Raw genomic sequence first — 11,642 nt, 5'->3', positions numbered from 1 at the left:
GCGTTCTGCTCGCCGTGCTGCGCTTCACCTTATCAAGAAAAAGGACCAGTTGCTGATACCGCTTGCTGACGCCATGGGCGTGGCAGTGAGCGAAATCGGTATCTGTACCACCTGCGGCACCGTCGATACATCCAATCCCTGCACGATCTGTTCAGATCCGAAACGCGATCCGACAATGTTGGTTGTGGTCGAAGATGTGGCGGATCTCTGGGCGCTGGAACGTGCCGGCGCCGTCAATGCCCGCTATCACGTGCTTGGCGGAACACTCTCGCCGCTGGATGGCGTTGGTCCGGAAGATCTCAATCTGGCATCCTTGACCGACCGGTGTACGGAGGAAGGCTTTTCGGAGGTCATCCTCGCAATCAGCGCTACCGTTGAGGGCCAGACAACCGCCCACTACATCATGGATCAGCTCTCCAATCTGGACGTCAACGTAACCAAGCTCGCCCATGGTGTGCCGGTTGGCGGTGAGCTGGATTATCTGGACGAGGGCACTCTTGCGCAGGCCTTGAAGGCCCGAACTCAGTTTTAGCGCTGACCTCGACATTGATGATCACGGTCTGCTGACCTGCACGAGACCGGCGACACCTGCAATGTCAGGCCGGGCTAATGGCCTGCGAGCTGAACGATTTACCGCTGTACAGTTTTCGCGAAGACGCTCGCAGAAAATAATATCTGATAATGAGCCGCTCGGTTTTGGTCAGGTTGTCTTTCCATTTGGTCAGGCTGTTGGTGTTTATCGAGTTGCTACCGGTCCGGTTGGTTTTCGGCGTTGCATCGATGCCGAGAATAGTAGACCGCATCACGCATTCATTGAATTCAATGCCCAGAAAATTGCAGACACGTGTCATTGTTTCCCGTGGGCGGGTAACCAGTTCTTCGTAGTCAATTTTAAGAAGCCGGTCGCTATCGGGAAGAACGCTCGAATAGACCCTGTCTCGGGCGTAAGACTTGCAGAGCCCTTTGAAGCTGGATTTGTCCGTTGACATACGGATGTTGGGCCGGCCTCTGCGAACATCGTGTTGAATGTGGCTCCACACGCGCGCGTTCAGATTACGTCTGAGAAACACGATTTTGCCGTCCGGCCAGGTATCGAGAAACCAGTCAAGTGCACCGGGACGGAAATGTCCGAGCGGATCCTTGAAAACGGGATGTGACCCGGCCCTCATCTCCGGCCGTGTTGCGGAGATTGCCTCACGAAGTGCAGAAAATGCGGCCTTCACATAAAGCTTTGGAGATGCGTCGGTGATCGATTTCAGATCGGCAACCAGTCTTGAAAAATAGATCGAAAAAAAGGCGTCATGCGGAAAGTGACTTTCCCGCAGTTCGCGGATTTCCTTGTGTGTCGCAATCGATTGAAGAGCATCATGGACTGCATCCAGTTCTATCTCTTCACGGCCTGAAAGCATCGGTTCAAGTTCTGATCGTGCGTCGCCGCAATGCAAAGAGTTGCGCGTTTCTATCAAAAACGACTTTCTTATCTGTTCATTTGAAGCCCGCAAGTTTCGTTTGAACAAAGAATAAAAGAAAGGTTCGTTAGGGTAGACCAAGCATTCAGGGTGTCCATCCAACAATGACATAAGCATTGTGGTTCCAGAATGAGTGTGGCCAGTTAGCCAAAACATACTTATTCCGTATAGTAATGTATATATTTTCGTTATTTCTATTTCTTTATTATAAGAAATAGATTCAATACAGTTATCATTCGGCTATTTAGATGTAAATCAAAGTATTATTTCTATTTTGTATGAATTTGTATTCAAATGTAACTGGCGAGAATGTGAGGCGGGTTTTGAAATGCCGTGTTATCGACTTGATTGACCGATTGGTTTCCTGCAGGGGGGGCTCGGCCTCAACAATGCCCTTGCACCTTTCTCCCTCGGCACTTATGTCGATGCGGTCATTCACAAAGACCTGAAGGTTCCATGTTCCAAGCAGCTTCCCGCGCCATGTCACAGGTGTTCGAACCGCCATTCCGGTCGATATTCTGGAAAATGCTTGGTTTCACGCTCGCAATTCTCATTGTGATCTGGATCGTTCTGCAGGGCGCTGTTGGACATTTCCTGGGCGTGGCGGCGACGGAATGGGGCAATGGAGCAAGTTGGACCAGTTGGCTGGAATGGTCGGTTTCGATCCTGACCGGCATTGGTGCCGTTTTTGCTCTGGGCTTTTTGATCGCACCGATTTCCGCACTTTTTGCGGGGCTGTTTCAGGATGATATTGCCGACATCGTCGAGGCACGGGATTATCCCGGCGACCGACCGGGGACGGCGCTTCCCTTCGCGCAATCGATTGGGCAAACGATCAAGTTTACCGGTGTCGTGATCCTCGGAAACGTTTTTGCCCTCTTGTTGCTGCTTGTCCCCGGCGTCAATCTGGTCGCATTCTTTGTGGTCAATGGCTATTTGCTTGGGCGGGAATTTTTCGAATTTGCCGCCATGCGCTTCCTGCCACCTGCTGATGCCAGGGCTCTCCGCAAGGCACGCGGCGGAACTGTGTTTCTCGGCGGTCTGGTGATCGCCTGTCTGCTTGCAGTGCCGATCCTCAATCTGGTGACGCCGATCTTTGCAACGATTTTCATGATGCATCTCTATAAGAGGCTTGCATCCGCAGCTGCAATCTGACGAACTGCTCTCCATAGGAGAGGGACATGCTGGACCTGCTCAACGAGATCGCTGACGCCGCGGCGGCAAATCCCGACAAGGGAGACGTCGCTGCCTATATTCCCGAACTTGCTGGTGTTGACCCCGATCATTTCGGGATATCCGTTGCCTTGGCCGATGGCGCCGTCTTTACCGCGGGTGACGCCGACGTTCCGTTTTCCGTTCAATCAGTTTCCAAGGTCTTTGCCCTCGCGTTGGCGCTCGGAAGGGTCGGCGATCAGCTGTGGTACCGGGTGGGGCGTGAACCCTCGGGACTGGCGTTTGATTCCATTCTGTTGCTGGAACGTGAGGACGGCATTCCAAGAAACCCGTTCATTAATGCGGGCGCGCTGGTAACGACGGACACCTATCTGGCAGGGTCCAGTCCACGCGAAGCACTCGGGGAGCTTGTCCGGTTTATTCGCGCGGCCGCGGATGACGACAGTATTCACATCAATGAAAAAGTGGCGCAGTCGGAACTTGCGACCGGTCACCGCAACTTTTCCCTGGCGCACTATCTTGCGTCCCACGGCAATCTGCGGTCCTCGGTCGACAAGGTGCTTGGAACCTATTGTCATCAATGCGCGATCGAGATGACCTGCAAACAGCTGGCCATGGCAGGCCGGTTTCTGGTTGATGCCGACGAAATGCCTCCGCTTGTGGCAACTGAACGCCGTCGCCGGATCAACGCTCTGATGATGACTTGCGGCCATTATGACGGTTCCGGCGACTTCGCCTTCCGCGTCGGTCTGCCCGGGAAAAGCGGTGTCGGCGGCGCAATACTGGCGATATCGCCCGGTCGGGCTTCGATAGCGGTCTGGTCACCCGGTCTTAACCGGTATGGCAATTCCAAGCTGGGCACCGAGGCAATGGAAACCTTCGCCAGGCGCACGGGATGGTCCGTCTTCGGATAAAAGGGCTCAAACATCGGATCGCAATCGGAGCCGGTTTGCAGGCCCGATTGCAATGAGCGGCTTTAACTTTCGTCTTCCGCCGAAAGCACGCCTGATTTGAACAGGATGCCGGCCGCGGCACCACCGACAAGCGGCGCGACAATGAACAGCCACACTTGTGCAAGTGCGCCCGGATTGCTGCCCACCCCTATGATGGCCGGGCCGAGGGATCTGGCCGGATTGACCGAAACACCGGTGACGTTGATGCCGACGATATGGATGACCACCAGGGTCAATCCAATGGCCAGACCTGCCAGGTGCGAAGGCGCGCCTTTTTGGGTGACACCCAGAATGCAGACCAGAAACAGAAAGGTTGCCACGACCTCAAAGACAAAGGCCGATACCATGTTGTATTCGCCGAAATTGCCGGCTCCCCATCCATTCTGGCCGAGACCGCCATCCCAGCCACTGGCTTTTCCACTCAGGATGATTGCCAGAACGGCAGCCCCGGCCAGGGCCCCGAGAATCTGGGAAACCCAATAGGTGACAAGCTCACCGGCAGGCATTCTTCCAGACAGGAAAACACCAAGGCTGACGGCTGGATTGATATGGCATCCCGAAATCATGCCGATGCCATAGGCCATCGCCACAATGGACAACCCGAACGCAAATGCAATTCCAAGAACATCGATTGACGTGGATCCGGTCCCCATTCCGGCGATAACAGCCGCGCCGCATCCGAAAAGGACAAGGGTGAAAGTTCCGACAAATTCCGCGATTGCTTTTTTCATATGACTTTCCTCCAAATCACGCAGGGAGTCCGATCAAGGTCACCAAAATGGTGGTGACGTTAACGACAGTTGCGCACTTTTGATCGGCTGGAAAGCAATTCACGTTGTGCGTTGCGGTAGGAGATTCTCGCAATTTTTGATCAAGGCAACAATCGTGAAGTTAAATAATATTCCGAATTCGTCTTTATGATGTTTTGACGCGACGCTTACTTGGCGCTAGAACGACTGAAGACAACGCTTTGATTTGCTTACGTTTGCGTAAGCGTAAGGTAGCGTCGTACGGGAGAGGAATTCCATGTCGAACGCCGATCTGCGAGGCAATCGCCCGCTGTCACCGCATCTTCAGATCTACAAACCGATTCTGACGATGGTTATGTCGATTTTGCACCGCATCACAGGCGCTGCGCTGTATTTCGGCACAATTCTCTTGGCCTGGTGGTTGATCGCAGCTGCCGCTGGCCCGTCCTACTTCGATTTTGTCAACGAGATCTATGGCTCCATCATTGGACGCCTGATCCTGTTCGGCTTCACCTGGGCTCTGGTGCATCACATGCTGGGCGGTCTGCGCCACTTCATCTGGGACATGGGTGCCGGTTTCGGCAAGGAAGCACGCGAATGGTTGGCGAAGGCCACAATCATTGGTTCCGTAACCTTGACGGTGATCCTCTGGATCATCGGTTACGCGGTTCGCTAAGGAGAGTGTCATGACGGATATGCGCACCCCGCTCAACAAGGTCCGCGGCCTTGGGTCTGCCAAGGAAGGCACCGATCATTTCTGGAAGCAGCGTGTGACGGCTGTCGCCAATGTGCTTCTGATATCCTTCTTCGTCATCCTCGTCATTGCGATGCAGGGTTCTACCCACGGAGAAGTCATCGAAACACTCAAGAATCCTCTCGTCTCGATCATCCTTCTTCTGGTGATCCTGTCCGGTGTCTATCACATGAAGCTCGGCATGCAGGTGATCATCGAGGACTACATTCACGGTGAAGGCCTCAAGTTTCTGACTTTGATGGCAAACACCTTCTTCTGCGCCTTTATCGGTTTCGGCTGCATCTTCGCAGTGCTCAAGATTGGCTTTGGAGGCTAACCCGTATGGCCAAGACTTATGAATTCATCGACCACTCCTATGATGTGGTCGTCGTCGGTGCAGGTGGCGCTGGCCTGCGCGCAACGCTCGGCATGGCCGAGCAGGGTTTGCGCACGGCCTGTATCACCAAGGTGTTTCCGACCCGTTCCCATACGGTGGCTGCTCAGGGCGGCATCGCAGCATCCCTGAAGAACATGACGCCGGACTGCTGGGAATGGCACATGTACGACACGGTGAAGGGGTCGGACTGGCTCGGCGATACCGATGCCATGGAATACCTCGCGCGCGAAGCACCCAAGGCCGTTTATGAACTGGAACATTACGGTGTGCCTTTCTCGCGGACCGAAGAAGGCAAGATCTATCAGCGCCCGTTCGGCGGTCATATGCAGAACTACGGTGAAGGCCCCCCCGTGCAGCGCACCTGTGCTGCGGCTGACCGGACCGGTCACGCCATCCTGCATACGCTTTACGGCCAGTCCCTGCGCCATAACGCCGAATTCTACATTGAGTATTTCGCGCTCGACCTGATCATGTCCGAAGACGGCGCTTGCCAGGGTGTGATCGCGTGGAACCTGGATGACGGCACCATTCACCGGTTCTCTGCCAAGATGGTTGTGCTGGCGACCGGCGGATATGGCCGTGCCTATTTCTCCGCAACTTCGGCGCACACCTGCACCGGCGACGGCGGAGGCATGGTTGCCCGTGCCGGATTGCCGCTGCAGGACATGGAATTCGTTCAGTTCCACCCAACCGGTATCTATGGCTCCGGCTGTCTGATCACCGAGGGAGCCCGTGGCGAAGGTGGCTATCTGGTCAACTCCGAAGGCGAGCGCTTTATGGAGCGCTACGCACCCTCTGCTAAAGACCTCGCTTCCCGTGACGTTGTTTCCCGGTGCATGACCATGGAAATCCGTGAGGGCCGCGGTGTCGGCAACAGCGGAGACCATATCTTCCTGCATCTGGATCACCTGGATCCGGCACTCCTCGCAGAACGTCTTCCGGGTATTTCTGAAAGCGCACGCATTTTTGCCGGTGTTGACGTGACCAAGGACCCGATCCCTGTCCTGCCGACGGTTCACTACAATATGGGGGGCATCCCCACCAACTACTGGGGTGAAGTCCTGAACGCGGATAGCGAGCACCCGAACCGAATTCAGGAAGGCCTGATGGCTGTCGGTGAAGCCGGTTGTGCGTCCGTTCACGGTGCGAACCGCCTCGGATCCAATTCCCTGATCGACCTTGTTGTGTTCGGCCGCGCTGCGGCAATCAAGGCAGCTGAAGTGGTCGATCCGAAAGAGGCTGTCCCGACACCAAGCGAAGCATCTTGCGAAAAGATCATGGACCGCTTTGACACGCTCCGGAACGCCAACGGTTCCGTGCCGACCGCAGATCTTCGGAACAAGATGCAACGCGCCATGCAGGAAGATGCTGCGGTTTTCCGTACACAGGAAAGCCTCGAAGCAGGCTGTAAGCGCCTCACTGAAATCTGGGGTGAGCTGAAAGACCTCAAGGTTTCCGACCGCTCGATGATCTGGAATTCCGATCTGGTGGAAACGCTGGAACTGGAAAACCTGATGGCCAATGCGATCACGACGGTCTATGGCGCGGAAGCCCGCAAGGAAAGCCGTGGTGCCCATGCGCGCGAAGACTACAAGGACGGTCCGTTTGCCGGTCGTGACGATGAAAACTGGCGCAAGCACACGCTTGCCTGGGTCAGCGACGCCGGCGAAGTCAAACTGGACTATCGTCCGGTCGTCCTCGATCCGCTGACCACGTTCGACGAAGGCGGCATCGACCCGAAAAAGATCGCGCCAAAGGCGCGCGTCTACTAGCGGGGACGGTTCGTGAACCAGGCGGCAACCCTTTTGGACACAAGCAGTCCGTTCGGCACATATCCGGCCGAACGGATGGTCCGGGCTGCCTGGCGTCTCGCCGATCGGCACGATCTTTCAAAGGGATTGCGAAAACGTATCCGGTCGTTGGTGGGCAAGGTCTTTAAAGGACCGTATGACATGGAGGCTGACGGTCTGAAGTTCCGGATTTATCCGGGAGAAAACTATGACGACCGCAAGATCCTGGCCAAGGGTCGCCTGCCGGAGCGTTCCGAACACAAGCTGATCGAACCGCTACTCGGCGATGGCAAGGTTTTTGTCGATGTCGGGGCCAATATCGGATCCTATTCGATCTTTGCGGGTGGCCTGGGAGCGCAGGTGCTGTCGATTGAGGCCAATCCGCAGACCGCGGACAAGCTCAGCTTCAACGTCACGGCCAATGACATGGCCAATGTCACCATCGTCAATTCGGCGGTTGGTCCACGGGAAGACACGTTGCCCCTCTGGCAGGAGCCGAGCAATTGTGGGTTCGCCACTTTTGTGAAGGACCTCACCACCGGCGAGTGGGCAGGGGACTGGTCGCCGACCTTTGTAAAGGTCCGTCCACTCACGGCCATCATCGATGAGCAGGGCCTTGCCGGGATCGACGTATTGAAAGTGGATGTGGAAGGATTCGAGGACCGAGTGGTCCTGCCTTTCCTGAGGCACGCGGACAAGAGCCTTTGGCCCCGCGTGATCCTTCTTGAAACAAATTGCCGGCCCTATTGGTCCGAGGATTGCCTGCCTGAATTGGCAAATCGCGGCTATCAGGTCACCGGCCAGACAGATGACAACATGATCTTTGCGCTTAAACTCTGAGCACAGGGATTTTCGGCCCAAAAAGCGTGAATGACGCGAAAAGGGCCCAACGCGGAGCAGTAATGAGATGGTTCAGCTGACGCTTCCCCGGAACTCTCAGGTGACGGAAGGCAAGGTATGGGACAAGCCGGAAGGTGCAACCAACCTGCGCGAATACCGTATCTATCGCTGGAACCCGGACGACGGGCGCAACCCGCGGGTCGATACCTATTTCGTCGATGCCGACAATTGCGGCCCGATGGTTCTGGATGGTCTTATCTACATCAAGGACAAGATCGATCCGACCCTGACTTTCCGCCGCTCTTGCCGCGAAGGGATTTGCGGCTCCTGCGCCATGAACATCGACGGTACCAATACGCTGGCCTGCACCAAGGGGACGGACGAGATTGCCGGTGATGTGGTCAAGATCTACCCCCTGCCACATATGGCGGTGGTCAAGGACCTGGTGCCGGACCTGACCCGATTCTATGCGCAGCACCGGTCTATCGAGCCATGGTTGAAGACCGTCTCTCCGGCACCGGAAAAGGAATGGCTCCAGTCGCATGACGACCGGGTCAAGCTGGACGGCCTTTACGAATGTATTCTCTGCGCCTGCTGCTCCACATCCTGTCCGAGTTACTGGTGGAATGGTGACCGGTATCTCGGCCCTGCCATATTGCTGCAGGCCTACCGCTGGCTGATCGACAGCCGTGACGAGGCAACCGGCGAGCGTCTGGACAATCTGGAAGACCCGTTCCGCCTTTACCGCTGCCACACCATCATGAACTGCTCGGAAGCATGCCCGAAGGGCCTGAATCCGGCCAAGGCGATTGCCGAAATCAAGAAGATGATGGTTGAACGCCGAGTCTGATTTCCAAAGTCATTGAACTATTGGGAAAGGCCGTCTTGGGGCGGCCTTTTGCTATTGGCAAACAGTAAAACAGCTGCTCGGATCGAGCAAAGTGAAGTCGCGGCGCAGTCGAGCCCGAAAGAGCCTGCACAAATACTGCAAGGCTTTTCCTGGAAAAGCCTTCAAATCCGCCGCAATTCGGTCCTGCAATTCCCCAAATAGCGCAGGAAGATCAACCCGTTGACCCGGTGTCCACCGATTTGGATACCTCAATTGGCGAAGGGTTGTGTGAATGACAAACGATACTGACAAACCATTTCCAGAAGCGTCTCCCGTCATGCGTACGGTGTCGAGAACGCGTTCCTTTCTGAATTCTCCGGCAGTCAAATTTGTACTGATCGGATTTGTAACCTTGATGTTGATGATACCCAGCACCTTTGTCTGGGTACTGGTGGAAGAACGGGCGGATCGGGCGCGGGATGTCGCCCGTGATATCGCGCGGTCCTGGGGAGGGACCCAGGAAATCAACGGCCCCTATCTGGTCGTGCCCTTCACCGAAACCTTTGAAACCGGTCCTGCGGAGAAACGCGAAACCAAAGTCGTTCGGCGCAGCGCAGTCCTGTTTCCACAAAGACTGGATGTGACCGGCGATATCACGGTGGAGGAGCGGAGAAAGTCAATCTACACGTTGCCCGTCTATCACAGCCGCATGAGCCTGAACGGGCAATTCACGGCGCCGCCTGCAAATACGTTTGAACCTGAACATGGCGGCGAGATCGAGGTTGCAGCTGACAAAGCCGTTCTCGTGATTGGCATTGGCGATGTAAGGGCTCTCAAAAGCGAAGTCGACATCAAACTCGATGGCTCACAGACCGTTTCCTTTGAACCCGGCTCAGGCCCGCTGGAGATTTCCATGTCTCCCAAATCCGGTCATTTCGCCAACCCGTCCGGGATCAATGCTGTGATTCCGGCGCTGAAATGGCGCAAGGGATTTTCCTTCGACATTCCGCTGCAGCTCAATGGATCCACCGCGATCTATATTGCACCTGCAGGCCAGACCACTCAGGTGCAGATGAAGTCCGATTGGCCTCACCCGGGCTTCACCGGTTCCTTTCTGCCGGAAAAGCGGTCGATTTCAGACAGCGGATTTGACGCCATCTGGACCATCCCCTACCTCGCGCGGGGAATTCCAAAAGTGCTGGAAACCTCTCAAATGCCGCTTCAGGACAAGCTGTTCGGTGTGAAATTCGTCGATCCGGTGAATTTCTACCAGACGATCTCCCGATCGCTTAAATACGCAATTGGTTTCATCAGTTTGACATTCCTGGCGGTATTCGTTCTGGAAATGCGATCTGGTTGGCGTTTTCACTGGATTCAGTATGGCCTGGTCGGTTTCGCCCTCATTGTCTTTTACGTGATGCTGCTCGCCTTTGCAGAACATGTCGGCTACGGCGTTGCCTATCTCATCGCTGCGGCTGCGGCGACTATTCTTAACGCCGCCTACATCGGTACATCGCTCAAGAGCCGTCTTGCGGGTCTGGTCATGTTCGCGGTCCTGTCGAGCATATTTGCCGTCTTGTTCGCATTGATGCGTGAGCAGGATTACGCCCTGTTGATTGGGTCTGTCATCGCCTTTGTCGCGCTGGCAATCACGATGTTCGTGACCCAGAAGATCGATTGGAGCGGCAACACCCCACGGCAGGGCGACAGTTCGGCATTGCCGACATAACATCAGGAACCGGACAATGGTCGATAAGGCGGGTCTTGCGATCCGCCTTATTTTGTTCGATATTTGTTCCTGAAGTCCAATTCCGTATGGAGGTGAAAATGCACAAGAGCCGGTTGGGTGATCTGGTGATCGATTGCGAAGGCGGTGATATCGACGAGCATGCAGAGTTCTGGGCCGGAGCTCTTGGACGAACGGTTGAAGCCGAACCAAAAAGTTCCAGGTATCGCCGGCTTTATGGCAAGGAAGGAGAGATCGGTATTCTGCTTCAGTCTGTCGAACATTCACCTCGTGTGCATCTGGACATAGAATCCGATGATCCGCAAAAGGAAGTTGCCCGGTTGCAAGAGCTGGGTGCAAAAATCGTACAAAAATTCGACCGCTGGGTGGTTATGGAGGCGACAAGCGGTCATCGGTTCTGTGTGGTTCATCCGCAACTTCCCGGATTTGAAGAAACGGCAAACACCTGGAGCGAATGAGTTTCTTCAGGATACCCATGGCTATGGCACGGGCTTCCAGCTGGCAGGGTTGATCGCCAATCGAATTAAGAAAGACGACGGGTTTGCCGAGGGCATGTCCGCAGGCCGCTTCCATGAGAGAATTTGCGCCGATGTAACCATCGACACCATGTTTGCGGTAATTGGCGATCAATACGATATCGCCTTGCCGGATAACGTCAAAATAGTCGTTCAGAAACTCCCGTTTGCGCGCGACCGCGCCTTCAAGATCAAGCATTTTCCAGTCCAGGCTGCGTTCTTCCGGAGCAGGTGTCGTCACCCGGAATCCGTTCTGGCGCAGTTTGTCGGCAAGGCTTTCCATTTCAGCGAGCGCCGACATGGAGCCGCACATAACGACATGAAGTTGAACGTCCGGCTTTGAGTGCAATGGTGAATTGGTCACGGTGTTCTCACGGCGATGTGCGGGGGTGCGAACGGAGTTGAGTTGTCTCCGCAGCCAAATGCGTTACCTCTAGCGGCAACAGA

General features: G+C 55.3%; 13 protein-coding genes. 10 read left to right on the top strand and 3 right to left on the bottom strand.

Annotated features, from left to right (window positions below):
- Positions 1–532: recombination mediator RecR (gene recR, locus K5905_RS15400; protein ID WP_297585501.1), on the top strand; the 532-nt coding region annotated here is incomplete at its 5' end.
- A gap of 64 nt (positions 533–596) precedes the next feature.
- Here the strand turns inward: recR and K5905_RS15395 are convergent.
- On the bottom strand, positions 597–1,625 hold the full coding sequence (locus K5905_RS15395) for a sulfotransferase (protein ID WP_297585499.1): 1,029 nt from the start codon (positions 1,623–1,625) through the stop codon (positions 597–599).
- Positions 1,626–1,925: 300 nt separating this feature from the next.
- Between K5905_RS15395 and K5905_RS15390 the strand changes: the two genes are divergently transcribed.
- Both K5905_RS15390 and K5905_RS15385 read left to right on the top strand, forming a co-directional pair.
- Positions 1,926–2,624 carry a sulfate transporter family protein gene (locus K5905_RS15390; protein WP_297585498.1) on the top strand — a complete coding sequence of 233 codons (699 nt, stop codon included), beginning with the start codon at positions 1,926–1,928 and terminating at the stop codon, positions 2,622–2,624.
- Between the two features lie 26 nt (positions 2,625–2,650).
- Positions 2,651–3,556 (top strand): glutaminase, encoded by a 906-nt coding sequence (locus K5905_RS15385; RefSeq protein ID WP_297585496.1) that lies wholly within the window; start codon positions 2,651–2,653, stop codon positions 3,554–3,556.
- Between the two features lie 62 nt (positions 3,557–3,618).
- On the opposite strand, the gene K5905_RS15380 is transcribed toward K5905_RS15385, so the two are convergent.
- The gene (locus K5905_RS15380) at positions 3,619–4,326 is read right to left on the bottom strand and encodes an MIP family channel protein (protein ID WP_297585494.1); all 708 of its coding nucleotides are present in this window, start codon (positions 4,324–4,326) and stop codon (positions 3,619–3,621) included.
- 295 nt (positions 4,327–4,621) lie between these two features.
- On the opposite strand from K5905_RS15380, the gene sdhC reads away from it, so the two are divergent.
- The 7 genes from sdhC to K5905_RS15345 all read left to right on the top strand — a co-directional run bounded on the left by sdhC (position 4,622) and on the right by K5905_RS15345 (position 11,138).
- The gene (gene sdhC / locus K5905_RS15375; protein ID WP_297585493.1) at positions 4,622–5,020 is read left to right on the top strand and encodes a succinate dehydrogenase, cytochrome b556 subunit; all 399 of its coding nucleotides are present in this window, start codon (positions 4,622–4,624) and stop codon (positions 5,018–5,020) included.
- A gap of 10 nt (positions 5,021–5,030) precedes the next feature.
- Entirely contained in the window at positions 5,031–5,414 is a 384-nt protein-coding gene (gene sdhD / locus K5905_RS15370; protein WP_297585492.1) for a succinate dehydrogenase, hydrophobic membrane anchor protein, read from the top strand.
- Positions 5,415–5,419: 5 nt separating this feature from the next.
- Complete coding sequence (gene sdhA / locus K5905_RS15365) at positions 5,420–7,246, top strand: succinate dehydrogenase flavoprotein subunit (RefSeq protein ID WP_297585490.1); 1,827 nt, start codon at positions 5,420–5,422, stop codon at positions 7,244–7,246.
- A gap of 12 nt (positions 7,247–7,258) precedes the next feature.
- Positions 7,259–8,104 (top strand): FkbM family methyltransferase, encoded by an 846-nt coding sequence (locus tag K5905_RS15360; protein ID WP_297585488.1) that lies wholly within the window; start codon positions 7,259–7,261, stop codon positions 8,102–8,104.
- A gap of 67 nt (positions 8,105–8,171) precedes the next feature.
- Complete coding sequence (locus K5905_RS15355; protein ID WP_297585486.1) at positions 8,172–8,954, top strand: succinate dehydrogenase iron-sulfur subunit; 783 nt, start codon at positions 8,172–8,174, stop codon at positions 8,952–8,954.
- A 271-nt stretch (positions 8,955–9,225) separates the two neighbouring features.
- A complete protein-coding gene (gene creD / locus K5905_RS15350; protein WP_297585484.1) occupies positions 9,226–10,662 on the top strand; it encodes a cell envelope integrity protein CreD in 1,437 nt (478 codons plus the stop codon).
- 98 nt (positions 10,663–10,760) lie between these two features.
- Complete coding sequence (locus tag K5905_RS15345; RefSeq protein WP_297585482.1) at positions 10,761–11,138, top strand: VOC family protein; 378 nt, start codon at positions 10,761–10,763, stop codon at positions 11,136–11,138.
- On the opposite strand, the gene K5905_RS15340 is transcribed toward K5905_RS15345, so the two are convergent.
- Positions 11,050–11,559, bottom strand: coding sequence for a hypothetical protein (locus K5905_RS15340; protein ID WP_297585480.1), 510 nt, complete (start codon positions 11,557–11,559; stop codon positions 11,050–11,052). The two genes, K5905_RS15345 and K5905_RS15340, sit on opposite strands and share 89 nt — an antisense overlap.
- Positions 11,560–11,642 lie beyond the last annotated feature (83 nt).

This window comes from Roseibium sp., from assembly GCF_025698965.1.
GTDB lineage: Bacteria > Pseudomonadota > Alphaproteobacteria > Rhizobiales > Stappiaceae > Roseibium.
Note: the sequence above shows the minus strand (reverse complement) of the source record. Positions and strands in the feature narration are given on the sequence as shown.

What these genes read in the sequence shown, in the direction of transcription:
- K5905_RS15395 (WP_297585499.1), bottom strand. Translation starts at nt 1,625, where the DNA reads ATGTTTTGGCTAACTGGCCACACTCATTCTGGAACCACAATGCTTATG.
- K5905_RS15390 (WP_297585498.1), top strand. Translation starts at nt 1,926, where the DNA reads ATGTTCCAAGCAGCTTCCCGCGCCATGTCACAGGTGTTCGAACCGCCA.
- K5905_RS15385 (WP_297585496.1), top strand. Translation starts at nt 2,651, where the DNA reads ATGCTGGACCTGCTCAACGAGATCGCTGACGCCGCGGCGGCAAATCCC.
- K5905_RS15380 (WP_297585494.1), bottom strand. Translation starts at nt 4,326, where the DNA reads ATGAAAAAAGCAATCGCGGAATTTGTCGGAACTTTCACCCTTGTCCTT.
- sdhC (WP_297585493.1), top strand. Translation starts at nt 4,622, where the DNA reads ATGTCGAACGCCGATCTGCGAGGCAATCGCCCGCTGTCACCGCATCTT.
- sdhD (WP_297585492.1), top strand. Translation starts at nt 5,031, where the DNA reads ATGACGGATATGCGCACCCCGCTCAACAAGGTCCGCGGCCTTGGGTCT.
- sdhA (WP_297585490.1), top strand. Translation starts at nt 5,420, where the DNA reads ATGGCCAAGACTTATGAATTCATCGACCACTCCTATGATGTGGTCGTC.
- K5905_RS15355 (WP_297585486.1), top strand. Translation starts at nt 8,172, where the DNA reads ATGGTTCAGCTGACGCTTCCCCGGAACTCTCAGGTGACGGAAGGCAAG.
- creD (WP_297585484.1), top strand. Translation starts at nt 9,226, where the DNA reads ATGACAAACGATACTGACAAACCATTTCCAGAAGCGTCTCCCGTCATG.
- K5905_RS15345 (WP_297585482.1), top strand. Translation starts at nt 10,761, where the DNA reads ATGCACAAGAGCCGGTTGGGTGATCTGGTGATCGATTGCGAAGGCGGT.